The organism is Brachybacterium saurashtrense (assembly GCF_003355475.1).
Taxonomy (GTDB): Bacteria; Actinomycetota; Actinomycetes; order Actinomycetales; family Dermabacteraceae; genus Brachybacterium; species Brachybacterium saurashtrense.
This window is the reverse complement of sequence record NZ_CP031356.1, coordinates 476,961-499,934: the sequence shown is the minus strand read 5'-3', so window position 1 is coordinate 499,934 and position 22,974 is coordinate 476,961. Positions and strand designations below refer to the sequence as shown.

At 73.4% G+C, this 22,974-nt stretch carries 24 protein-coding genes; 3 read left to right on the top strand and 21 right to left on the bottom strand.

Annotated elements, in window-relative coordinates:
- Nucleotides 1-20: 20 nt before the first annotated feature.
- From DWV08_RS02290 to ffh, 13 genes are all read right to left on the bottom strand, one after another.
- Complete coding sequence (locus DWV08_RS02290) at nt 21-323, bottom strand: DUF2469 domain-containing protein (protein ID WP_087484437.1); 303 nt, start codon at nt 321-323, stop codon at nt 21-23.
- Entirely contained in the window at nt 320-1,105 is a 786-nt protein-coding gene (locus DWV08_RS02285) for a ribonuclease HII (protein ID WP_115412318.1), read from the bottom strand. The genes DWV08_RS02290 and DWV08_RS02285 overlap by 4 nt, the downstream gene beginning before the upstream one ends.
- Nucleotides 1,102-1,911 (bottom strand): signal peptidase I, encoded by an 810-nt coding sequence (gene lepB / locus DWV08_RS02280; protein ID WP_115412317.1) that lies wholly within the window; start codon nt 1,909-1,911, stop codon nt 1,102-1,104. Before lepB (DWV08_RS02280) ends, DWV08_RS02285 begins: the two co-directional genes overlap by 4 nt.
- 30 nt (nt 1,912-1,941) lie before the next feature.
- The gene (lepB, locus tag DWV08_RS02275; RefSeq protein ID WP_115412316.1) at nt 1,942-2,517 is read right to left on the bottom strand and encodes a signal peptidase I; all 576 of its coding nucleotides are present in this window, start codon (nt 2,515-2,517) and stop codon (nt 1,942-1,944) included.
- 8 nt (nt 2,518-2,525) lie between these two features.
- On the bottom strand, nt 2,526-2,876 hold the full coding sequence (rplS, locus tag DWV08_RS02270) for a 50S ribosomal protein L19 (protein ID WP_115412315.1): 351 nt from the start codon (nt 2,874-2,876) through the stop codon (nt 2,526-2,528).
- A 316-nt stretch (nt 2,877-3,192) separates the two neighbouring features.
- A complete protein-coding gene (trmD, locus tag DWV08_RS02265; protein WP_115412314.1) occupies nt 3,193-3,927 on the bottom strand; it encodes a tRNA (guanosine(37)-N1)-methyltransferase TrmD in 735 nt (244 codons plus the stop codon).
- 7 nt (nt 3,928-3,934) lie between these two features.
- A complete protein-coding gene (rimM, locus tag DWV08_RS02260) occupies nt 3,935-4,519 on the bottom strand; it encodes a ribosome maturation factor RimM (RefSeq protein WP_115412313.1) in 585 nt (194 codons plus the stop codon).
- Nucleotides 4,516-5,424: a hypothetical protein gene (locus DWV08_RS02255; RefSeq protein ID WP_241237290.1), complete on the bottom strand. Its 909-nt coding sequence runs from the start codon at nt 5,422-5,424 to the stop codon at nt 4,516-4,518. Before DWV08_RS02255 ends, rimM begins: the two co-directional genes overlap by 4 nt.
- Nucleotides 5,425-5,512: 88 nt before the next feature.
- Nucleotides 5,513-5,755 (bottom strand): RNA-binding protein, encoded by a 243-nt coding sequence (locus tag DWV08_RS02250; RefSeq protein WP_115412311.1) that lies wholly within the window; start codon nt 5,753-5,755, stop codon nt 5,513-5,515.
- 1 nt (nt 5,756) lies between these two features.
- On the bottom strand, nt 5,757-6,218 hold the full coding sequence (rpsP, locus tag DWV08_RS02245; protein ID WP_115412310.1) for a 30S ribosomal protein S16: 462 nt from the start codon (nt 6,216-6,218) through the stop codon (nt 5,757-5,759).
- A 310-nt stretch (nt 6,219-6,528) separates the two neighbouring features.
- Nucleotides 6,529-7,635, bottom strand: coding sequence for an amidohydrolase family protein (locus DWV08_RS02240; RefSeq protein WP_115412309.1), 1,107 nt, complete (start codon nt 7,633-7,635; stop codon nt 6,529-6,531).
- A 90-nt stretch (nt 7,636-7,725) separates the two neighbouring features.
- Nucleotides 7,726-8,586 carry an endonuclease domain-containing protein gene (locus DWV08_RS02235; RefSeq protein WP_127097492.1) on the bottom strand — a complete coding sequence of 287 codons (861 nt, stop codon included), beginning with the start codon at nt 8,584-8,586 and terminating at the stop codon, nt 7,726-7,728.
- A 513-nt stretch (nt 8,587-9,099) separates the two neighbouring features.
- Nucleotides 9,100-10,728, bottom strand: a complete 1,629-nt coding sequence (ffh, locus tag DWV08_RS02230; RefSeq protein WP_115412307.1) for a signal recognition particle protein — start codon at nt 10,726-10,728, stop codon at nt 9,100-9,102.
- Nucleotides 10,729-10,995: 267 nt separating this feature from the next.
- Here ffh and DWV08_RS02225 point away from each other — a divergent pair, with 267 nt between their 5' ends.
- The 3 genes from DWV08_RS02225 to DWV08_RS02215 all read left to right on the top strand — a co-directional run bounded on the left by DWV08_RS02225 (nt 10,996) and on the right by DWV08_RS02215 (nt 14,144).
- Nucleotides 10,996-11,958: a LysR family transcriptional regulator gene (locus DWV08_RS02225; protein WP_115412306.1), complete on the top strand. Its 963-nt coding sequence runs from the start codon at nt 10,996-10,998 to the stop codon at nt 11,956-11,958.
- Nucleotides 11,959-12,099: 141 nt separating this feature from the next.
- Nucleotides 12,100-13,116, top strand: a complete 1,017-nt coding sequence (locus DWV08_RS02220) for a putative oxygenase MesX (protein WP_115414874.1) — start codon at nt 12,100-12,102, stop codon at nt 13,114-13,116.
- A complete protein-coding gene (locus tag DWV08_RS02215) occupies nt 13,113-14,144 on the top strand; it encodes a methionine synthase (protein WP_115412305.1) in 1,032 nt (343 codons plus the stop codon). The genes DWV08_RS02220 and DWV08_RS02215 overlap by 4 nt, the downstream gene beginning before the upstream one ends.
- A 110-nt stretch (nt 14,145-14,254) precedes the next feature.
- Here the strand turns inward: DWV08_RS02215 and DWV08_RS17260 are convergent, their stop codons facing one another.
- The 8 genes from DWV08_RS17260 to DWV08_RS02180 form a co-directional block, all read right to left on the bottom strand.
- Nucleotides 14,255-16,600 carry a [protein-PII] uridylyltransferase family protein gene (locus DWV08_RS17260; RefSeq protein WP_115412304.1) on the bottom strand — a complete coding sequence of 782 codons (2,346 nt, stop codon included), beginning with the start codon at nt 16,598-16,600 and terminating at the stop codon, nt 14,255-14,257.
- Entirely contained in the window at nt 16,590-16,928 is a 339-nt protein-coding gene (locus tag DWV08_RS02205) for a P-II family nitrogen regulator (RefSeq protein ID WP_115412303.1), read from the bottom strand. The genes DWV08_RS17260 and DWV08_RS02205 overlap by 11 nt, the downstream gene beginning before the upstream one ends.
- Nucleotides 16,925-18,307 (bottom strand): ammonium transporter, encoded by a 1,383-nt coding sequence (locus DWV08_RS02200; protein WP_115412302.1) that lies wholly within the window; start codon nt 18,305-18,307, stop codon nt 16,925-16,927. Before DWV08_RS02200 ends, DWV08_RS02205 begins: the two co-directional genes overlap by 4 nt.
- Nucleotides 18,308-18,530: 223 nt before the next feature.
- Nucleotides 18,531-20,156 carry a signal recognition particle-docking protein FtsY gene (gene ftsY, locus DWV08_RS02195; protein ID WP_115412301.1) on the bottom strand — a complete coding sequence of 542 codons (1,626 nt, stop codon included), beginning with the start codon at nt 20,154-20,156 and terminating at the stop codon, nt 18,531-18,533.
- A gap of 144 nt (nt 20,157-20,300) precedes the next feature.
- A complete protein-coding gene (locus tag DWV08_RS16695) occupies nt 20,301-20,456 on the bottom strand; it encodes a hypothetical protein (RefSeq protein WP_162801480.1) in 156 nt (51 codons plus the stop codon).
- Nucleotides 20,457-20,537: 81 nt separating this feature from the next.
- The gene (gene ndk / locus DWV08_RS02190) at nt 20,538-20,963 is read right to left on the bottom strand and encodes a nucleoside-diphosphate kinase (RefSeq protein ID WP_115412300.1); all 426 of its coding nucleotides are present in this window, start codon (nt 20,961-20,963) and stop codon (nt 20,538-20,540) included.
- 52 nt (nt 20,964-21,015) lie between these two features.
- Complete coding sequence (locus DWV08_RS02185) at nt 21,016-21,426, bottom strand: DUF4233 domain-containing protein (protein ID WP_115412299.1); 411 nt, start codon at nt 21,424-21,426, stop codon at nt 21,016-21,018.
- Between the two features lie 2 nt (nt 21,427-21,428).
- Nucleotides 21,429-22,775, bottom strand: a complete 1,347-nt coding sequence (locus DWV08_RS02180) for a bifunctional folylpolyglutamate synthase/dihydrofolate synthase (RefSeq protein WP_115414873.1) — start codon at nt 22,773-22,775, stop codon at nt 21,429-21,431.
- Between the last annotated feature and the right edge of the window lie 199 nt (nt 22,776-22,974).

The following is a 22,974-nucleotide window of genomic DNA, read 5'->3' as shown; positions in this document are numbered from 1 at the left end:
GAGGCTGCGGCGGACCCGGGTCAGGGCAGGGAGATGTCCTGCTTGTTGAGCTCCTCGATGTTGACGTCCTTGAACGTCACCACGCGCACGGAGCGCACGAAGCGGTTGGAGCGGTAGATGTCCCACACCCACACGTCCGCCAGGCGCAGCTCGTAGAAGACCTCGCCGCCGCCGGAGCGCACCTGCAGATCCACCTGGTTGGCGAGGTAGAACCGTCGCTCCGTCTCCACCACGTAGGTGAACAGGCTCACGACGTCCCGGTACTCGCGGAACAGCTGGAGTTCGAGGTCGGACTCGTAGTTCTCGAGGTCCTGCGCGCTCACTGGGGCTCCTTCCGCTCCTGCCAGATCCCGTGGTCGTCCCACAGTACGCCAGGCTCCGCACTGCCCGGGACCGCGGGGCCGGGGGCCGCGGCACCCGCGGTCTCGACCGGACGCGCCGGCGCGGGCCGGGAGCCGAGCCGCCAGCTGCGACGGTGGTGCACGTGCACGCCGAGGCGATCGATCGCCTCGCGGTGCACCGCGGAGCCGTACCCCTTGTTGGAGGCCCAGCCGTACTCGGGCGCCTCGGCGTGGAGCGCCACCATGCGCGCATCGCGCGCCACCTTGGCCAGGATGCTCGCCGCCGCCACGCTCGCGCAGTCGCGATCGGCCGCCACCTGCAGATGCACCGATGGGGCGGGGCGCTGCGGCGTGGCGAGCGCGGCGGTGAGCACGTCCACGTCCCCGTCCAGCACGATCGCGTCGGCCTCCACCCCGAGCCCCTCGAGGGCGCGCAGCGCGGCCGTGGTGAGGGCGGGCATGATCCCGTGCTCGTCGATCTCCGCGGGGCTCGCCCAGCCCACGGCGCCCGCGAGCGCCGCGGCGTGGATCGGCGCGACCAGCGCCTCCCGGCGGCGGGCGGTGAGCTTCTTCGAGTCCCGCACCCCCTCCGGCAGCGGGGCGGCCGTCCCGTCCTCCACCACGATCGCGCAGGCGCCCACGGCGACGGGGCCGGCGAGGGCGCCGCGACCCACCTCGTCGACACCCACCACGATGCGGCGCCCGGGGCCGCGCACGGCGGCCAGGGCGCACTCCACCTCGAGGGTCGGGGCGGGGACGGTCACGGCTGCGCGGGGACGTCGGCGAAGGCGTCGCGGCCATCGGCCAGGCGGGCCCAGTTCGACGCGGGCCAGAAGATGACCTCGGCGCGGCCGGTGATGTCGGATTCGTCGACGAAGCCGTTCTCGCCGTTGACCTCGTGCCAGGCGGAGTCCGCGGAGGCGTAGCGGTTGTCGCCCATCACCCACACCTTGCCCTCCGGCACGGTGACGTCGAAGGCGTCCTGGCAGGCCGGGGTCTCCGGGTTGATGTACGGCTCGTCGAGCATGACCCCGTTGACCTCGAGGTCGGCGCCGCGGGACTCGCACACCACGTGATCGCCGGAGACGCCGATCAGGCGCTTGACCAGGTGGTCCTGCGAGGGATCGGGGGCCAGGCCCACCAGGCTCAGCAGCATCATCACCCGCACCCGCGGGGTGGGGTTCTCGGTGGCGTCGCCCGGGATCCAGTCGTCAGGGTCCTCGAAGACGATCACGTCGCCGCGATGGAGGTCGAACACGCCCGGGCTCAGCTTCGAGACCAGGATCTTGTCGTCCTGCAGCAGGGTGGGGTTCATCGACGCGGAGGGGATGTAGAACGGCTGGAAGAGGAAGGTCTTGACCAGCACCGCGATCATCAAGGCGACCACCATCGTCACCAGCGTGTCCAGCCACAGGGGCAGGCGCTGGCGGCGGCGGCCGTGCGCGGCCTCGTCGGCCCCGTGCGCGGTCTCCTCGACGCGGTCGTCCTCGTGCTGCGCCGCGGGGTCCCCGCCGGCTGCGGGTTCCTCGGGACGGGACGCCGCGGGGCGGGAGTGGTGGGACGCGTTCATCGCGGTGATCCTATCGGCAGAAGCTGGGCGTCACAGGGAGCCGCTGCGAGGCGGTGGCCACACCAGGCGGTCCACCCTCCCCACCACACGCTCCACGGGGACCATCCCGCCGCCCGGGGCGCCCAACAGGTGGCGGGAGTCGGTGGAGTCGTCACGGTTGTCGCCGAGCACGAACATCGTCCCCTCCGGCACGAGGAGGTCGAACTCGATCTCGCTGGGGGCGGTGCCGGGGCTCAGGTAGGGCTCCTCGAGCGCGGTGCCGTCCACGGTGAGCGCGCCGCTGTCGGTGCAGCACTCCACGTGGTCGCCACCCACGGCGATCACGCGCTTGACCCAGTAGCGGCCGCCGCCCTCGGCGGGGCCGAAGTAGCCGCGCCCGTCGAACACCACCACGTCGCCGCGGGCGGCGGTGCCGCGCGTGGCACGGTCCACCAGCAGCACGTCACCGGCCTGCAGGGCGGGCTCCATGGAGGCCGACGGGACCCGGAAGGGACGGACCACGTAGTGGCGCACCCCCACGGCCGCGACCAGCAGCAGCACCACGCAGACGGCGGCGGCCACCACCAGGTGGGGCCGCCGCCGCGGGGTCACGCTGTCGCGGACCATCCGTGCACTCAGGAGTGCTCGCGCTTCTCCTTGATGCGGGCCTTCTTGCCCGTGAGGTTGCGCAGGTAGTACAGCTTCGCGCGGCGCACGTCGCCGCGGGTCACGACCTCGATCTTGTCGACGGTCGGGGCGTGGACGGGGAACACGCGCTCCACGCCGACGCCGAAGGAGATCTTGCGGACGCGGAAGGTCTCGCCCACGCCGTGGCCCTGGCGGCCGATGACGTAGCCCTGGAAGACCTGGATGCGGGAGCGGTTGCCCTCGATGACCTTCACGTGCACCTTGACGTTGTCGCCGGCGCGGAAGGCGGGGATGTCGTCGCGGAGCGACGCCTTGTCGAGCTCGTCGAGCTTCTGCATGTTCGTTCTCCTGCCCTCCGCCTCAGGTCGGACGGCATCGTTCGTAGGACACCCTCGCGGGGTCCGTCAGGAACCGTCGGTCCGGCCGCGGACGAGGTCCACGGGCCGGTGTGCTGGGCCTCTGGCGGCGACTCCCATCGCCACGGATCTGCCCGGCCGCGTGATGCGCCCTCCCCTGAGGCAGAGAGGCGCGCGGCGCGCACAAGGGGTCATTCTGCCAGCGCACGCGGCGCGCGGCAAGGCTCAGCGGCCCCGACCGTGCAGGTCATCGCGCCGGTGGCGTGTCGGATCCGTCACGCCCGCGCCGCCGCAGCGCTCAGCGGGCCTCGTCGCCGAGCAGATCGGGACGGCGCCGACGGGTGCGCTCGACGGACTGCTCCCGCCGCCACGCGGCGATCCGCCCGTGGTCGCCGGAGAGCAGGATCTGCGGCGCCTCCCGCACCACCCCGGCCGGGTCCTCCCAGCGGGCGGGGCGGGTGTACAGCGGGTACTCGAGAAGTCCCTCGGAGTGCGACTCCTCCACCAGCGACTCCGCGTTCCCCACCACGCCGGGCACCAGGCGGACCACGGCCTCGGTGATGGCGAGCACGGCGACCTCGCCGCCGTTGAGCACGTAGTCGCCGAGCGAGGCCAGCGCCACCTCGGCGCCGATGTCGGCCAGGTGCTCGTACACCCGCTCGTCGATCCCCTCGTACCGGCCGCAGGCCAGCACCAGCCACTCGCACTGCGACCATTCCTGGGCGGTGGACTGGGTGAACGGCTGCCCGGCGGGGTTGGGGAAGACGATCAGCGGCTCGACGCCCTCGCCGAGGTCCTGCTGCCCGGCGCGGCGCACGGCCGCGAAGGCCTCCGCCCACGGCTCGGGCTTCATCACCATGCCGGCGCCGCCGCCCAGCGGGGCGTCGTCCACGGTGCGGTGGCGGTCGTGGGTCCACTCGCGCAGGTCGTGCACGTGGAGGTCCAGCAGTCCGTCGCGCCGCGCCCGCCCGATCAGGGACAGCTCGAGCGGGGCGAGGTACTCGGGGAAGATCGTGATGACGTCGATGCGCACGGCGGCCTCAGCGGGTGGACCGCGGCGGGGCGGAGGTCTCGGGGTCGGGGCCCTGCTCGCCCTCCGGCAGCGCCTCGAACAGCCCGCCGGGCGGATCGGCGAGCACCACGCCCGCCTCGAGGTCGACCTCCGGCACCAGCTGCTCCACCAGCGGCAGCTGCACGCGGCGGCGGTCCGGCGTGCGCACCACCAGCAGGTCCTGAGCGGGGTAGTGCTCGATACCGGTCACGGTGCCGAGCTCGCGCCCGTCCACGTGCCGCACGGCGAGGCCCTCGAGCTGGGAGGGGTACCAGGCGTCCGGGTCCTCGTCGGCCTCGACCTCCTCGTCCACGGCCAGCGCCAGATCGATGCCGCGCAGCGACTCGGCGTCGGTGCGGTCGGAGACCTCGGCGAAGCGCACGTACCAGCGGTCCTGCTGGAGGCGGGTGCCGGCGACGGTGAGGGTGCGCGGCCTGCCGCCCACCTCGACCGCGAAGGCGGTGCCGTCCTGCAGGCGCTCCTCGGGCTGGTCGGTGCGGAGGGTCAGGGCGACCTCGCCGCGCAGTCCGTGCGCGCGGCCGATGGTCGCGACGATGACCTCGAGGGTGCTCATGAGAGTCCTTCCTGGACGGTGGGGTCCTGCCGGTCGGGGTTCGCGCCGACCACCGCGCTGCTGTCGTCCATCTCGCCCACGCCGGGGGCCGCATAGCCCGCCGCCTCGCAGGCCTCGCCGAGCCGGCCCAGCGGGTCCCGCAGCCCCCCGGACCAGTCGTCGCCCGCCAGCGCGTCCTCGAAGGGCGCGCGCACCTGTGCGAGCGCGTCGCGCACGTCGACGGAGTCCGCGGCGGCGGCCTCCGCCGCGAGCAGCTCCGAGGTGGCGCGCAGCTCCTCCTCGTGACCGGCGGGCACGGCGCGGGGCGAGAGCCCCACCAGCTTGAACATGTTCGAGGTGAGCACGTTCGCGTTGCCGAAGTGGGTGAGGGTGCCGGGGGTGTCGAAGACGTCCGCGCACACCAGGGCCGAGGGCTTGGTGTGCTCGGGCCCGGGGCCGAGCGCCCACTGCGCCGCGGCGGACTGCTCCCGGCACAGGGTCGCCACGTCCTCCCAGGCGGCGCGGAAGGCGTCGACGTCCGCCTCGGCGCCGCGCTCGGGCTCGGTGCGGAACCACTCGGCCAGGGCCGCGCTGCGCTGCTGGGCGCCCTCGCCGGCCCCGGCGAAGGTCTCCTCGACGTCGTCCCCGGTCATCGAGTAGAAGAACGGATCGGAGGGCCCGGCCTCGGGGGCGGTCGCCGCCCGGTCCAGCACGATGCGGGACAGCGGCGCGGTGTAGTCGGGATCTCCCCAGAAGTCGGTGCAGGCGGCGGCGAGCGCCGGATCCGCGGCCGACGAGGGGGACGTCGCGGCGGTCCCGTCGGACGCCCCATCGCCGGCCGGCCCGCCGGGCGCCCCGGCGCCGCAGCCGGCCAGCAGCAGCGTCGCGCTCACCACCGCGGCGCCGCGCAGGCCGGTCAGGCGCACCGCAGGGGCCCACCGACGCCAGGAGCGGTGCTGCCCGAGCCTCTCGGCCCGTCCGGCAGCACCGCTCCTGGCAGTGGCTCCTGGCACCTCAGCGCCGGTCGACGTCGACGATGTCGACCCGCACGTCGTCGTCCGACAGCGCCGTGGTGACCGTGCGCAGCGCACGGGCGGTGCGGCCGGAGCGGCCGATCACCCGGCCGAGGTCGGCGGCGCCGACCCGGACCTCGAGCAGCGGGCCGCGGCGCGTGGACTTCTCGGTCACGCGCACCGCGTCGGGATCATCGACGATGCCGCGGACGAGGTGGTCGAGTGCTTCGGCGCGCGAGCTCATCTCAGGCCTCGTCGCTCGCGGCGGCGTCGGCGTCCTCGGTGGTCTCGCCCGCGGCCGGGGCCTCCTCGGAGCCAGCCTCGACCTCGGAGTCCTTGGCCTTCTTGGCGCCCTCGCGGGAGGCGGCGGCTGCCTTGTCGGCGTCGGCGATGAGCTCCTCGGCGGACTTCTTCTCCTCGGCGGACTTCAGGGAGCCGGCGGCGTCGCCCTCGCCCTTGAACTTGGCCCAGTCACCGGTGACCTTGAGCAGCGCGGCGACCTGCTCGGTGGGCTGCGCGCCCACGCCGAGCCAGTACAGCGCCCGCTCAGACTGGATCTCGATGAGGGAGGGGTTCTCGGTGGGGTGGTACTTGCCGATCTCCTCGATCACGGCACCGTCGCGCTTCTTGCGCGAATCGGCGACGACGACACGGTAGAACGGTGCACGGACCTTGCCCATGCGCTTCAGGCGGATCTTGACAGCCACGTGGGTGGACTCTCCTTCAGGGATGTTCGGGTGAGTCCCGCCGCAGCCTGTGGGGTGATGCGGGCGCTGACGGTTCTCGGGGTGTCGCGCACGGACGGGTAGAGGGCCGGCCCGTGCACATACAGGGCAAGAGTATGCCAGGGATCGGCAGTCCCCTTCCACCCGCATCCATGTGCGGCGAGGCACATGGGGCCCGGGCCGCGGGGCGGGGTCGCGGTGCGAGTTGCACGGCCGGGCGGGGCCGCGGGGCGAGTCGCTCGGCCGGCCGGGACTGGGCGCTGGCGCAGGCGCAGGCGCAGGCGCAGGCGCGTCAGAGCATCCGCCCGCCCAGCACGATGGCGCGGGGCTCGCGCAGCGCCCGGTGGTCCTCGCGCGGATCCTCGGCGAGGACCAGCAGGTCCGCGGGCGCGCCGTCCTCCAGGCCGGGGGCGCCGAGGACGGCGCGCGGCGCCCAGGTGGCGGCGTCGAGGATCGCGGTCGCGTCCAGGCCCGCCCGGGAGAGCTCCTCGAGCTCGTCGTGGATGATCCCGTGGCCGAGCACTCCCCCGGCATCGGTGCCCACCAGCAGCTGCACGCCGGCGTCGTACGCATCCCGGGTGCGGTCGTGACGGCCTGCGCGCAGTCGCCGCATGTGCGCGGCGTAGGCGGGGAACTTCCGCTCGCCCTGCGCGGCATAGGTCTCGAACTCGTCGACGTTCACGAGGGTCGTCACCACCGGGACACCCGCCGCGGCGACCCGCGCGATCGTCTCGTCGGTCAGCCCAGTCGCGTGCTCGAGGCAGTCGAAGCCCGCGTCGAGCACGAGCGGCAGCGTCTCCTCGTCGAAGGTGTGGGTGGTGATGCGGGCGCCCGCGGCGTGGGCCGCCTCCGCCGCGGCGTGGAAGTCCTGCGGCTCCCAGCACGGGGTCAGGTCGCCCACGCCCCGGTCGATCCAGTCGCCGACGAGCTTCACCCAGCCGTCACCCCGCCGCGCCTCGCGGGTCACCGCGGCGGGGAGATCCTCCGGCTCGAGCTCGTCCGCGTAGCCGCGGAGGTAGCGGCGGGTGCGGGCGAGGTGCCGCCCGCAGCGGATCAGGCGCGGCAGGTCCTCCTGCTGCTGGAGCGGCGAGGTGTCGAGGATGGAGCCGGCGTCGCGGATCAGGAGCACGCCGGAGTCGCGGTCCACGAGCGCCTGCTCTCGCGCCCCGGCGAGGGTGGTGGGCCCGCCGCCGTCGGCGATCCCGAGGTGGCAGTGCAGATCGGCGAGGCCGGGGACCACGAAGCCCTCGAGCTCCCGCACCTCGGTGCCGGCGGGCAGCTCGGGCTTGTCATGGTGGATGCGACCCTCCACCACCCAGGCGCCGGCGAGCTCCTCCTCGGGCCCCAGCAGGATCGGGCCGCGCAGGTGGAGGATCGGGGCGGTGACGGCGGCGCTCATGGCCGCGAGCCTATCGACCTCTCCCCCGCCGCGTCGCCTCGCCCGGGCACGTCGGGCAGGCCCTCGACGGCGGCCGCGGCGGCGACGGGATCACGGGGAGCGGCCGCGTCGCAGGCCGTCGGCGGCCGTCGAGAGCACGCGGGGCGGCCGCGTTGAAGGCGCGAGAGCGTGGTGGATCCGCGCGAGGAGAGCGGTGGGATCGAGGAGGTCCTCCGCGTACACCCGGATCACCGTCCAGCCCTCGGCATGCAGAACCGCGCTCTTGCGGTGGTCGCGCTTGACCCTGTCAGCGTCGGTGAGATGCTCCATCCCGTCGTACTCGATCGCGATGCGCTGCTCCGGATACGCGAGGTCCACGTAGTAGACGACACCGGACACCTGGTCCTGGACCTGATGGTTGAGCTCCGGCACCGGCAGCCCGTGACGGCGCAGCATCAGGTGCAGGTGCGTCTCTCGCGGGGACCAGACTCGTTCGCGTGCATGCTCGACGGCGGCGCGCAGGCGTGAGGCTCCGTGTCCTCGCGCCTGCCCGGCGACGCGCCGCACCTCCTCGAGCTCCAGACGGGCCACCGTCCCGAACCTGTCCGCGATCAGCGAGTCCACGGCCACGACCAGCTCCTCGTGGGTGAGGCGCCGGGCGATCTGCTGCAGGGCGACGACCGGCTCGACGATCGTCACGCCGTGCACGCGCCGGGTCTCGGCCGGAGAGCGACGATGGATGACGAGCATCGGAGTGCGGCGTGGTGTGGCCCCGTCCTCGAAATCCAGGTGAACCGCCGCACGTCCCGCCCGGGTCGCCCGGTGCGGCAGACGGACCCCGAACAGCTCGGCGGCCGTCGCACCGCCCGCCGCCGAGGGGACGCCGAGGAGGTCCTGCGCGGCGAGCACGACCCGGCGCAGGTCCGCCGGGTGATCGGTGCGCGTCAAGCAGCCGGGAAGCACTCGGGTCATCGCCGGCGAGGAGAGGTGACGGCGATGCATCCCCTGGTCGAGGAGCCAGTGCCGGTGGTACACGGCACCGCGCTCGAGCTCCTCCGGTCTCAGTCCCGTGGCCCGGACGGTAGCGATGGCACGAGTCGCGGCGCAGGAACGCGGCAGGACTGTGGACGAGCGCAAGATGGGGAGGGAGCTCGTCGGGGCGGCGGAGCGGGACGATGAGCGGGAGGCGGGCCGGTGTGCTCTGCGTGGCGCGGGCCGGGGTGCGCCACGGGGTGCGGACGACACTGGACTGTCATGCCATCCTCGCGCCCGGGGTGAACTGCCTCGATCACGAGTTGATCGACGAAAAGTACCAGAAAACTGGCACTTATCGTCCATCAACCACCCGGAACTGGCACGGACCGTCGATCAACTCGGGTGGATGCACCGAGCTGTGCCAGCCACGGGGCAGAGCCGAGCCGCTGGCCCGGCGGAGCTGCTCGGAGCAGAGCCTATCGGCCTCTCCCCCGCCCTCCCCCGCTCGGCTCACTTGCCGCCCAGGAGCTTCTGCATCTCCGGCGGGAGCTGGCTTGGGTCGAAGTCGGCCGCATCCGCCTGCGCGCCGGCACCGGCGCCGAAGGCGGAGCCGCCCGTGCCCTTGCCCTTGCCCTGGGCGCGCTCGGCGGCACGCCGGGCGGCCTCGGCCTCCTCGCGCGCGGCCTTCGCCGGGTTCTTCGACCGGGACTTCTTGGCCGGCTTCTTCGGCGCCTGCCGGCCGCGGGACTTCTTGCCCATGCCCATGCCGGGCCCGCCCGGCATCCCGGGCATGCCGCCGCCGGGCATGCCCCCGCCCGGCATGCCGCCGCCGGCCATGCCGCGGCCCATCGTGCGCATCATCTGCTGTGCCTGCGTGAAGCGCTCCAGCAGCTGGTTGATCTGCTGCACCGTGGTGCCCGAGCCCTTGGCGATGCGGCTGCGGCGGGAGCCGTTGATGATCTTGGGGTTGTTGCGCTCGGCCGGGGTCATCGAGCGGATGATCGCCTCGATGCGCCCGATCTCGGACTCGTCGAAGTTGTCGAGCGCCTCGCGGTACTGGCCCATGTTCGGCAGCATCCCGAGCATCTTCTTGATGTTGCCCATGTTCTTGAGCTGCTGCATCTGGTTGAGGAAGTCGTCGAGGGTGAAGTCCTCCCCCGAGGCGAGCTTCTGGGCGGCCTTCTCCGCCTCCTCCTGGTCGAAGGCCTTCTCCGCCTGCTCGATCAGGGTGAGCACGTCGCCCATGTCGAGGATGCGGTTCGCCATGCGGTCCGGGTGGAAGCGCTCGAAGTCGCCGAGGCCCTCACCGGTGGAGGCGAACAGGATGGGGCGCTGGGTGACGCCGGTGATGGACAGGGCCGCGCCGCCCCGGGCGTCGCCGTCGAGCTTCGAGAGCACCACGCCGGTGAAGCCCACGCCGTCGCGGAAGGCCTCGGCCACCCGTGCGGCGTCCTGACCGATCATCGCGTCGACCACGAACAGCGTCTCGTGAGGGGTGACTGCGTCGCGGATGTTCCGCGCCTGCTCCATCATCTCCTCGTCGATGCCGAGGCGGCCGGCGGTGTCGACGATCACCACGTCGTGCTGCTGGAACTGGGCGGTGGAGACGCCGTTCATCGCCACCAGCACGGGGTCGCCCACGCCGTTGCCGGGCTCGGGGGCGAAGACGGGCACTCCGGCGCGCTCGCCCACGATCTGCAGCTGGTTCACGGCGTTGGGGCGCTGGAGATCGGCCGCGACCAGCAGCGGGGTGTGGCCCTCGGACTTCATCCAGGCCGCGAGCTTGCCAGCGAGGGTGGTCTTGCCCGCGCCCTGCAGGCCGGCGAGCATGATCACGGTGGGCGGGTTCTTCGCCCAGTGCAGCTCGCCGGTGGCGCCGCCGAGCACCTCCACCAGCTCGTCGTTGACGATCTTCACGACCTGCTGGGCGGGGTTGAGGGCCTTGGAGACCTCCTCGCCCAGGGCGCGCTCGCGGACCCTGCCGGTGAACTCCCGGACGACGGCGACGGCGACGTCGGCGTCGAGCAGGGCACGACGGATCTCGCGGATCGTCTTGTCGACGTCCGCCTCGCTGAGGCGGCCGTGGCCGCGCAGGCCCTTCAGCGACGCTGTGATGCGATCGGAGAGGTTGTTGAACACGAAGCGCTTCCCCTAGGTCGAACGGACCGCCCCAGTGTAGTGCGCCGGACGCCGAGGTCCGAGGTCGGGCGGCGCGGCCCACAGGAGAGACCTGACACCCTGCGTGGCAGGGCCCGGACCCGGACGCGGTCCATGGCCCCGTGCGGCCGGCGGCCCGGCCGCGCCGTTCCCCCGGGTGGAGCACGTCGGCCGCGCGGCGGTGCGCTGCGGGCGATCCCGAGGGCGGCGAGCGCCCGAGAGCTCCGCACGGTGGGATAGCCTGCGTCGATGGCACGCGGGGGCGTCGGGATGGCGCACGGGATCACATTGCAGCAGCTGCGGTACTTCGTCGAAGTCGCCGCGGAGGGGTCCATCACCGCGGCCGCGGAGCTGCTCCACGTGTCCCAGCCGACGATGTCCGCGGCGATGAAGGACCTCGAGCACCGGGTGGGTCGCGCCCTGCTGCGCCGCTCGGTGCGCGGAGCGGCGCTCACCGAGGACGGCGTCGAGTTCCTCGGCTACGCCCGCCAGGTGGTCGAGCAGGCAGAGCTGCTCGAGCACCACTATCTGGGCCGCCCGCCCTCGCGCCGCCTGTTGGCCGTCTCCGCGCAGCACTACTCCTTCGTGGTGGAGGCGTTCGTGCGCATGGTGAAGGCCTCGCGGGCCGCGGAGTACGCGTTCACGCTGCGCGAGACCCGCACCGCGGACATCATCGAGGACGTGCGGACGCTGCGCAGCGAGATCGGCATCCTCTACCGCAGCGACTTCAACCGGAAGGTCATCGACAAGCTGCTGCGGGACTCCGAGCTCTCCTTCACGCCGCTGTTCCTGGCGAGCCCGCACATCTTCATCGCCCGGACGAATCCGCTCGCCGCGCGTCGACTGGTCACCCTCGAGGACCTCGAGCACCTGCCCCGGCTCACGTTCGACCAGGGGACCGACAACTCCTTCTACTTCGCCGAGGAGATCCTCTCGACCCGCTCCGCGCCTCAGGACATCCGGGTCAGCGACCGGGCCACGATCTTCAACCTGATGATCGGCCTGGACGGCTACACGATCTCGACCGGCATCGTCTCCGACGACCTGGACCCGTCGATCGTGGCCGTTCCGCTCGAGGTGGACGAGCGCATCGAGATCGGCTGGATCGGGCGTGCGTCCGTGCCGCTGACCGCTCAGGCGGAGCGCTTCGTCGCGGAGATGCGCGAGGTGGTCACGGGCTTCGGGGTCGAGCTCCTGGCAGAGCGCGCCTGAGGGACCGCGCGGGGAGGCGCACGGGCCCCTGAAGACCGGACCTGCCATAGAGTGCTGCTATGCCAGGCGCCACAGTGCGCCGATGAGGCTATGGCGGACCCTCCTGCGTAGGCTCGCTCCACCATGACGACCGAGGCCACCATGACGACCGATTTCACCTTCAGCCTCCGCACGACCCGCTTCGACGAGGACTACGTCCCGGACAGCGGCTCGCGGATCACCACCAACTTCGCCAATCTGGCCCGCGGGGACGACCGCCGCGAGAACCTCCGGCGCGCGCTGACGATGATCTCCGCCCGCGCGAACGAGCTCGCGGGCACCGAGGATCGCTACGCCGTGGAGCTCGACATCGTCTCCGCGGAGCTGCACCCGAGCGCGGACGAGGGCGAGGAGCCCGCCGCCGACGACGCAGGCATCCCGCTGATCGAGATGCTGGACGTGCAGATCCTGGACCGCGCCACCGGCGCCCGTCTGCCGGGGATCACCGGGAACAACTTCTCCTCCTACGTGCGCGACCACGACTTCAGCGTGCGCCTGCCCGCGCATCAGCCGGCCACGGACTCCGGCGCGGGCGCCTCGGGGCCCGGCCCCGTGGTGCCGGAGGACTTCGGTGCGCTGCACGGGCGGCTCTTCCGCCGCTTCCTCGCCTCGGACGTCTACCGCGAACACTTCGCCCGGCCGCCCGTGGTCTGCATCAGCGTCTCGACCAGCCGGGTCTACCGCCGGATCGGCGCACCGCATCCCGTGCTCGGGGTCGAGTACGCCACGGACGGCTCCTCCCTCACCGACCGCTACTTCGGGGAGATGGGGCTCCAGGTGCGGTGCTTCATGCCCCGCGGCGCCGCGGCCCCCCTGGCGTTCTACTTCGAGGGCGACCTGCTGGCCGACCACACCGACCTGGCGCTCATCGGCACGATCGCCACCATGGAGACGTTCCAGAGGATCTACCGCCCCGAGATCTACAGCGCCCGCGAGCCCGCCGGGGAGGTCTACCGCCCGCGCCTGGACAACCCCGACCACGCCGACACGGGCATCGAGTACGACCGCGAGGAGCGCAGCCGGCTCGGCGCGGCCCAGGGGCGGTACATCGAGGAGCGGCTCCTCGTGCCTCACGGGGAGCGTCTTGAGCAGTGGCTCGCCGAGGAGGTCGCCCGATGAGCATCCTCCTGCCCACCTCGATCGTCGGCAGCCTCCCCAAGCCCTCGTGGCTCGCCGAGCCCGAGACGCTGTGGTCCCCGTGGAAGCTCGAGGGCGCGGAGCTGGACGAGGGCCGACGCGATGCGCTGCACCTGGCCGCCGCCGAACAGGCGCTCGCCGGCCTCGACATCATCGCCGACGGAGAGCAGACCCGCCAGCACTTCGTCACCACCTTCATCGAGCACCTCAGCGGCGTCGACTTCGCACGGCGGGAGACCGTGCGCATCCGCGACCGCTACGACGCGAGCGTCCCCACGGTCGTCGGGCCGGTGGGTCGCGAGCGTCCCGTCTTCGTCGACGACGCGGCGACCCTGCGCGCACTGACCGACCGGCCCCTCAAGTGGGCCCTGCCCGGCCCCATGACCATGATCGACACGCTCCACGACGCGCACTACGGCAGCCGCGAGGAGCTCGCCCGGGAGTTCGCGGCCATCCTCAACCAGGAGGCCCGGGAGCTCGAGGCGGCGGGAGTGGACATCATCCAGTTCGACGAGCCCGCTTTCAACGTCTTCCTCGACGACGTGCGCAGCTGGGGGGTGGAGGTCCTCGAGCGGGCGGCCGAGGGGCTCCGCGCCGAGACGGTCGTGCACATCTGCTACGGCTACGGCATCAAGGCCAACACCGACTGGAAGGCGACCCTCGGGCCGCAGTGGCGGCAGTACGAGGAGACCTTCCCGCTGCTGCGGGCCTCAAGCATCGACACGGTCTCCCTGGAGAGCCGCGGATCCCGGGTCCCCGTCGAGCTCGTCGAGCTGCTGCGGGGCAAGACGGTGATGCTCGGAGCGATCGACGTCGCGGACCCCAGGATCGAGACCCCGCAGGAGGTCGCCGACACACTGCGCGCCGCGCTCGACGTCGTGGATGCGGACCTGCTCCGCCCGAGCACGAACTGCGGCATGGCGCCGCTGGCGCGCACCGTCGCGCAGGGCAAGATGCGCGCGCTCGTCGCCGGGACGGAACTGCTGCGGGCCGAGCTCTCCGGGAGCTGAGCTCCTGGGGACACCGTGCGCTCAGCACGGCGTCCGACGGGTTCCGGGGTCGGTCGGCACGACGTCTGAGCGGCACGACGCCCGAACGGCGCGCCGTGCGGGCGGCGCCCTCAGGTCTCGGCGGCCTCCATCAGTGCGGCGACGATGCGGCCCGTCGAGGGCGGGTCGAGCTCCCGGCCGTGCCCGTCGGTGAGGTACAGCACGTCCACGGCCCGGCGGCCCAGGGTCATCACGTGAGCGCTGCGCACCTGGATGCCGTGCAGGGCGATCGCCTGGGCCACGTCGGCCAGCAGACTGGGGCGGTTGCGGGCGTTGACCTGCACCACGGTCGCCTCCGAGGAGGCACCGGGCAGGAGGGTCACCACGGGGGTGTCCTCGGTGGTGCGCGGCGGCGCCGCCGGCGGCAGCTCGAGAACGCGGGCATCGGCGCGGTCACGGTGGGCGAGCTCCCGCTCCAGCGCGGTGCGCAGCACCGAGGGGTGCGGGAGATCCGCGGGGGCGACGGCCACCCACCAGGTGTTGACAGCCACCCCGTCGAGGGTGGAGACGACGGCGCTGTGCACGTCCAGGCGCTGCCGCACCAGCACGCGGGCCATCGCGGCGAACACCCCCTCGCCGTCCGGAGCGCCCAGGCAGATCTGGGAGATCGGTTCGGCGTCCAGCGGGGCGGGGTAGAGCACCTGGGCCCCGCCGCTGCGCCGCACGGCGCCGAGCACCGCCTCCTGCGCCGAGCGCTGGGGGGCCAGGCGCAGGCGGGGCGCCGGGGCGGTGCCGCTGAGGGCGGTGCGGGCGAGCCCGGTGAGGTGGTCCACGAGGTCGGCGCGCCAGGTGGACCAGGCCGCAGGGCCCGCCGCGATCGCATCCGCCTCGGTGAGGGCGCGCAACAGTTCGAGGGTGTCGAGGTCCTCCCCCACCGCGGTGAGCAGCTCCCGCAGGGTGGCGGGGTCGGCGAGGTCGCGGCCGGTGGCGAGGTCCACCAGGGTGAGGTGCTCGCGCACCAGCCTGGCGATGGTCCGGGCGTCCTCGGGCTCGACCCCCAGGTGGAGGGCGGCGGCCTCGGCCAGGGGCGCCCCTTCGACGGCATGGTCGCGGGCGTCGGCGCGCTTGCCCAGGTCGTGCAGCAGCGCGGTGAGCAGCAGCAGGTCGGGGCGGCTCACCTTCGGCAGCAGGCGCTGCGCCTCGAGCACCGTCTCGATCTGGTGGCGGTCCACGGTGAAGCGGTGCACGGCCGAGCGCTGGGGCCGGTTGCGGATGGCCTCCCAGCCCGGCACCCACCGGGCCACGATCCCCTTGATGTCCAGCGCCTCGTAGGTGTCCGCGAGGTGCTCGCCGGCCAGCGCGTCGATGAGCACGTCGCGCTGGGAGGGACGCAGCGGCCCGACGGTCGCCTGCGCCAGGCGCGCCAGCGTCGCGGTGGACAGCGGCAGGCCGGTGGTGGTGGCGTGGCGGATCGCGGCGAGGTCGCGCAGCGGGTCCTCGGAGGCGGGATCCACGGAGATCTCCCCGGCCTGCACCAGCACCCCGTGGGCGTGGCGCTGCAGGGCGGGGCGGCGGTCCGCGCCGGCACCGCGGGTGGCGGAGCCGCCGGGGGCGAGCCCCGCCTCGGCGGCGCGCACCGCACGATGCAGCTCCCAGAGCACGGCGCGGGAGGCCTCGGCGAGCACGGCGTGGTGGTCGTCGGCGGTGGCGTGCCCGGTGAGGGCGGCGACGGAGTCCTGGTCCGCGCGCCGCAGCCGGGTGCCGGAGGAACCGGTCACGGCCTGCAGCGCGTCACGGGCGTCACGCAGCGCGGTCGCGGCGGCGTCGACCACGGCGTGGTCGTGGTCCGCCAGCCAGCTCTCGGCGAGCGCGCGGATCACCGTGATGTCCCGCAGGCCGCCGCGGTCGGACTTCAGGTTCGGCTCCGAGGAGTGGGCGAGGGAGCCGTAGCGGCGGTCGCGGTCGGTGGCGAGGTCCGCGAGCTCCTTCACGCGCCGGCGCGCCTCGCGGCGCCACTGGGCGCGCACGTGCCCGGCCGCCTCGGAGACCAGCTGCTCGTCCCCGGCGATCGGGCGCAGGTCCAGCAGCGAGATCGCCACGCGCAGGTCCTTCGCGGCCACCTCGGCGCACTCCTGCGGGCTGCGCACGGAGTGGTCCAGCGAGGTGCCGGAGTCCCAGATCGGGTACCACAGGGCGGTGGCGATCTGCTCGGCGGTCGCGGCGTCCACCTGCTCCGGATCGAGCAGCAGCACCAGGTCGAGGTCGCTGGCGGGCCCCAGGGAGCGTCGTCCCAGGGAGCCGATCGCTGCGAGCGCCGCCCCCGACACGGGGGCGTCGGCCCTCCCCCACAGCTCGCGCAGCCAGTCGTCGACGAGGTCGGACTGGGCGCGGCGGCGGGAGGGGCCGACGCTGGGATCGGCGAAGCCCTCGTGGAGGACCTGCGTGATCCGTCGTGCGGACAGTGCCTCAGAGGGCATCCGCCCCCCGTTCCCCGGTGCGGACGCGGATCACGGTGCCGACGTCGCTGCTCCACACCTTGCCGTCGCCGATCCTGCCGGTGCGGGCGGCGGCGACGATCAGATCGACGAGCGCCTCCTCGTCCTCCTCGCGGGCGAGGATCTCGAGCTTCAGCTTCGGGATGGTGTCGATGCGGTACTCGGCGCCGCGGTAGACCTCGGTGTGCCCGCCCTGCCGGCCGAACCCGGCCGCCTCGGTGACGGTGAGGCCGGTGACGCCGTACTCGCGCAGGGAGTCGGCGACGCCCTGCAGGGCGTGGGGCTGGATGATCGCGGTGATGAGCTTCATCGGGTCTCTCCTGTCACGGCGGGGCTGGCGGCGGCGGGCGCCTCGGAGTCGGTCGGGAGCGAGTTGCGCGGCTCGCCGTCCGGTGCGGAGGGCGTCACCGACTGGGCGAGGGGCGTGCGCTCACGGCGGGCGGAGAGTGCACCTCCCAGATCGTATCCGGCCTCGGCGTGGTGGGTGATGTCGATCCCGGCGCGCTCGTCGGCCTCCGGGATCCGCCAGCCCATGGTCGCCTTGAGGACCAGGGCGATCACGGCGGTGAGCACGCCGGAGATCACCATCGCGGCCACGGCCACCAGGATCTGCACGCCCAGCAGCGCGACGCCGCCGCCCAGGAAGAGGCCGCCCTCGGCGGCGAGGAAGCCGATGCCGATGGTGCCCACGAGGCCGCCCACCAGGTGCACGCCCACCACGTCGAGGGAGTCGTCGATGCCGAAGCGGTGCTTGAGGCTGACGGCGAAGGCGCAGGCGACGCCCGCGGCGAGGCCCAGGATGATCGAGGTGATCGGGGTGAGCGCGGCGGCGGCCGGGGTGATCGCGACCAGACCGGCGACCACGCCGGAGGCCATGCCGAGCGAGGTGACGTGCGAGTCGCGGATCTTCTCCACCAGGGCCCAGCCGAGCATCGCACCGGCGGTGGCGACGGTGGTGTTGACCCAGGCCAGGCCCGCGGTGCTGTCCGCGGTGCCGGCGCTGCCGGCGTTGAAGCCGAACCAGCCGAACCACAGCAGGGCCGCGCCGAGCATCACCAGGGGGAGGTTGTGGGGCTTCATCGGCTCCTTGCCGAAGCCCTTGCGGGCGCCGACCACGAGCGCGAGCACCAGACCGGCGATGCCGGCGTTGATGTGCACGACGGTGCCGCCGGCGAAGTCGACCGGCTCGGCGATCGCGGCGAAGGGGCCGTCGCCGCTGAGCAGACCGCCGCCCCAGACCATGTGGGCCAGCGGCGAGTAGACCACCAGCACCCACACGGCGGCGAAGACCAGCCAGGTGCCGAGCTTGACGCGGTCGGCGATGGCGCCGGAGATGAGGGCGGTGGAGATGATCGCGAAGGTCATCTGGAAGCCCGCGGCGACCAGGAACGGCACGCCGCTGCCGGCGAGGATGGAGTCCTCATCGGTGCCGGCCAGGCCGAGGAAGTCCATCGGGTTGCCGAACAGCAGGCCGACGTCGGATCCGAAGGCCAGCGAGTAGCCGGCCACGGTCCAGGCGATGGCGACCACGGCCATCGCCGAGAAGGACATCAGCATCATGTTCAGCACCGTGCGGGCGCGAACCATGCCGCCGTAGAACAGGGACAGGCCCGGGGTCATGAGCAGCACCAGGGCGGCGCTGGTCAGGATCCAGGCCGTCGCTCCGGTGTCGAGTTCGAAAGGCTCCATGTCGGCTCCTGGGTGAGAGGGGCCGGCCGCGGTCGGTCGCTCCGTCCCGGGCCGAACGGCCGTGCGGGCCGTGGCCTCATCGTGCGGTCGCCGACCGTCCTCACCTAGCGCGGAGGGGGCCCGTGATCGTTCCGTGATGTGCCGTCCCGTGGCGTGGACGGCACCGGGAGCGGAGGAGCCCCCGTCGCGCGACGGGGGCTCCTCCGGGCCGATCGGTGCCTGCTCACGCCTCCAGCAGCGCGTCCACGAAGCCGTGGGGATCGAAGGGGGTGAGGTCGTCCATCCCCTCCCCCAGGCCCACCATCTTCACCGGCACGCCGAGCTCGCGCTGCACGTTGACCACGATCCCGCCCTTGGCGGTGCCGTCGAGCTTGGTGAGCACGATGCCGGTGACGTTCACGGCCTCGGAGAACACGCGCGCCTGCTGCATGCCGTTCTGCCCGGTGGTGGCGTCGATGACCAGGAGCACCTCGGCCACCTCGTCGCCGTGCAGGCCCTTCTCGGCGACCCGGCGCACCTTGCCGAGCTCGTCCATCAGGCCCTTCTTGTTCTGCAGGCGGCCGGCGGTGTCGATGATGACCACGTCCACCTGCTGCTCGATGCCCTCCTTCACCGCGTCGAAGGCGACGGCGGCGGGATCGGCGCCCTCGCGGTCGGCGCGGACGGTGTCCACCCCCACCCGGGAGCCCCAGGTGGTCAGCTGCTCCGCGGCGGCGGCGCGGAAGGTGTCCGCCGCGCCCAGCACCACGCTGCGCTCCGCGGCGACCAGCACGCGGGCGAGCTTGCCGACGGTGGTGGTCTTGCCGGTGCCGTTCACGCCCACCATCAGCAGCACGGAGGGCACCTCGGTGCCGTCGGGCGCTTCGCGCCGGGTGGCGGCCAGGCGGCGGTCGAGGGTCGGGTCCACGAGAGCGACGAGCTCCTCGCGCAGCGCGTCGCGGACCGCGGCGGGATCGTCGGTGCCGAGCACCTGGAGGCGGCGGCGGAGGTTCTCGAGCATCTCGTCGGTGGCGTCGGGGCCGAGGTCCGCCATCAGCAGCGTCTCCTCGATCTCGTCCCAGGTGTCCTCGTCGAGGCTGCCGCGGGTGAGCAGCGTGAGGATGCCGCGGCCGAGTGCGCCGGACCGGGAGAGCCGCTCGCGCAGGCGGACCATCCGGTCGCCGGGGGCCTCGGGGGTCTCCACCGCGGGGGCGGCCGACGGCGCCGGGGCCGCGTCGACGGTCTCCTGCTCGGCGCTCGGCGCCTCGGACGGGGCGGCGGAGGTCTCCTGCTCCGGAGCCGGCTCCGACGGTGCGGGCTCGGCGGGGGCGGCGGGCGAGGTCGGCGCGGTCGGCGCCTCCTCGGCGGGGGCCGTCGTGTCGGGGGCCGCGTCCTGCTCGGCGTCCTGTCCGCCCTCGACCACGCCGGTCTCCGGCGCCGTCTCCTGGTCGAAGGGCTCGTCGGCCGGGGCGGCGGGCGGGGCCTCGGGGGCCGACGGCGCGGCGGTGGCGGAGTCGACCGGTGCCGCGGTGGCGGCGGGAGCGTCCTCGACCGCGGCCGTCTCGGCGTCGGAGTCCGTCGGCGCGCTCTGCACGGACGGCGCGTCGGTCGCGGCCCCCTTCGGCGGTGCGGGCGCGGAAAGGGTGTCGGCCCAGGTGGGGGCCGCCGGGCGCTCCTTGACGGCGGTCGCGGTGCGCTGAGCGCCCGCCCCGGTCTCCGAGCCCTCGGCGGGGGCGTCGCCGCGGGGCGCCGAGCCGTCCGAGGAGCCCTTGCGACCCCGGCTGCGGATGTAGGCCCAGGCACCGGCGCCGATGATGAGGACGCCACCGCCGCCGCCGGCGATCACTGCGAGTAGGGCATCGGGATCCACGGGTCACCTCCGAGGTCGGGGAAGCCGACGATGCGGCGAGGACAGCTGCCAGTCTAGGCAGGTTTTCGGACTCGTCCGAGTCGAGCGCGCATGCGCCGGCGGTGCGGGGCCTCGGCCCGCCGGGCGCGGGGGCGGTCGCCGGACTCAGCGCTTCGTGCGCGAGGTGTGCCGGCGGTCCTCCGCCGAACGCTCCTCCTCGTCCGAGCCTCGCAGCCGCGGGAGCGCGACGGCGACCAGGATCCCGCCGGCCAGCAGCACGGCCAGGAACAGGAAGGCGAAGACGACGAAGGGCAGATCCATGATCCTTCTTCTGCACTCGGCGGCCGGGGCCGCGCGGTGGCGTGGGGCGACCGCGCAGCTCCCGGCCGGGACGGGGTGGGCTCAGCCGAGCTCGGGGAACCAGATGGCGATCTCGCGCGCGGCGGACTCCTCGGAGTCCGAGCCGTGCACGAGGTTCTGGATGACGGGGAGGTCCTGCTCGCAGGCGAGGTCGCCGCGGATGGTGCCGGGCGCGGCCTCGGTGGGGTTGGTGGCGCCGGCCAGGGAGCGGAAGCCGGGGATCACGTTCACGCCCTCGGCGACGATCGCCACCAGCGGGGAGGCGCTCATGTACTCCACGAGGCCGGGGTAGAACGGCTTGCCCTCGTGCTCGGCGTAGTGGGCGGCGAGCTCCTCTGCCGTGGCGGTGCGCTGGGCGAGGGCGACGATGCCGTACCCCTTCGCCTCGAGGCGGCGGAGGATCTCCCCGCGCAGGCCGCGCTGAACGGCGTCGGGCTTGAGCAGGACGAGTGTGCGCTGTGCAGTCATGCCCCCAGGGTACCCACGGTTCCGGGGCGCTCGAACGGGCCGTCCGGGCCGTTCAGGCGGCTGGACCCTCCTGCTCGCGGGCGCGCAGCACCTCCGCGTCCACCGCATCCTTCTCCCGGTCCAGCTGATGGCCCTTGAAGGTGCTGTAGGCATAGAGGGCGGCGAAGCCGGCTCCCACCACCCACATGGCCGTGACCTGCAGTCCCAGCAGGATCACTGGCAGCTGCAGCACCATGCCGAGCCAGTACGGCCACGCCCCGCGTCGCAGCATGCCGGAGCAGCCCAGCAGCGCGAGCACGGTGAGCAGGCCCCACACCCAGGTGAGCACGCGGTCCTCGGGGACCAGCTGGTGGGCGGCGAGGACGGCGAAGAACACCACGAACGCCTCGATCACCAGGATCGTGGCGCAGAACATGCGCTGCGCGCCGTGGGGGCGGGGCGAGGGGGCGAGGTCCAGGTCCATGGTCAGTCCTCCTCCAGGCCCAGCAGGTCGCGCACCTCGGCCGCGAGGGTCACCGAGCCGGCGACCACCACGCCGCCGAACTGATCGCCCTCGGACTCGGCGAGGTCCACCGCGGCCTGGATCGCATCGGGCAGGGAGGCCTGCTCCAGCACGCGGTCCTCGTCCTCGAAGACGTCACGGGCGAGGTCCGCCAGGCGGTCCGCGGAGATCGCCCGGGGGGAGCCGGACTGGGTGATCACCACGCTGTCCAGCAGCGGTTCGAGCACCTCGAGGATCTCGGCGGCGTCCTTGTCCTGCAGGATGCCCACCAGGCCCACGGTGCGGGTGAAGCGGAAGTTCTCCCGCACCGTCTCGACCAGGGTGAGGGCGCCGGCGGGGTTGTGGGCGGCGTCGACCAGCATCGTCGGCGCCTGGCGCACCACCTCGGCGCGGCCCGGCGAGGTGATCGTGGACAGCGCGGCGCCGAGCATCTCCTGGTCCAGGGGCGTGCTGCCGTCCCCCAGCAGCGCCTCCGCGGCGGCGAGGGCGAGCAGGGCGTTGCGGGCCTGGTGCTCGCCGAGCAGGGAGAGGAACACCTCCTCGTAGCGCCCGGCGATGCCCTGCAGGCTGAGCATCTGACCGCCCACGCCCGGGGTGCGGGCCAGCACCCCGATCTGCTGGTCCTCGATCGCGGCCTCGATGCCGAGCTCGGTGATCCGCTCGCGCAGCACGTCGGCGGCATCCTCGTAGGGCTGGGAGGCGAGGATCGCGGTGGCGTCCGCGGTGAGGATCCCGGCCTTCTCCCCGGCGATCTCGGCGATGGTGTCGCCGAGGTAGTCCTGGTGGTCCAGGGAGATCGGGGTGATCACGGCGACGTCCGGCGCCACGGCGCCGGTGGCGTCCCAGGTGCCGCCCAGTCCTGTCTCCACCACGGCCACGTCCACCGGGGCGGAGGCGAAGGCCTGGAAGGCCATCGCGGTGAGGTACTCGAAATAGGTGAGCCGCACTCCCCCGGCGGCCTCCTGCTCGGCGTCGACGATCGCCGCGAAGGGCTCCACGTCCCGGTAGGCCTGCAGGAAGCCCTCCTCGTCGATCGAGGCGCCGTCGATCGCGATGCGCTCCACCGGGGAGCGCAGGTGCGGACTGGTGGTGCGGCCGGTGCGCAGGCCCGCCTCGCGCAGGATGCGCTCCAGGATCCGGGCGGTGGTGGTCTTGCCGTTGGTGCCCGCGATCCGGATCGAGCGGTAGGAGTTCTGCGGATCCCCCATCAGCTCCATCACGCGCTGGATCCGCGAGAGGTCCGGCTCGATCCGGTTCTCGGGCGCGCGCTCGAGGAGCGCCGCGTAGACCTCGCGCAGCTCGGGCGACATGGTCTGGCGGATGGGACGCGGCACAGGGGCTCCTCGGCGGGGTGGGGACGGCGGCGGGATGGCGGCGGGCCTGCCGCGGTGAACGGAGGCGCGGCGGGCGGGAGTGCGGTGGGCGGGCCCAGTGTACGAGGGGAGGCTGTGACCGTTCCTCCCCACCCCGGCTCCGTCCCCATGGGCAGAAGTCCCCATCGCCTCCCTG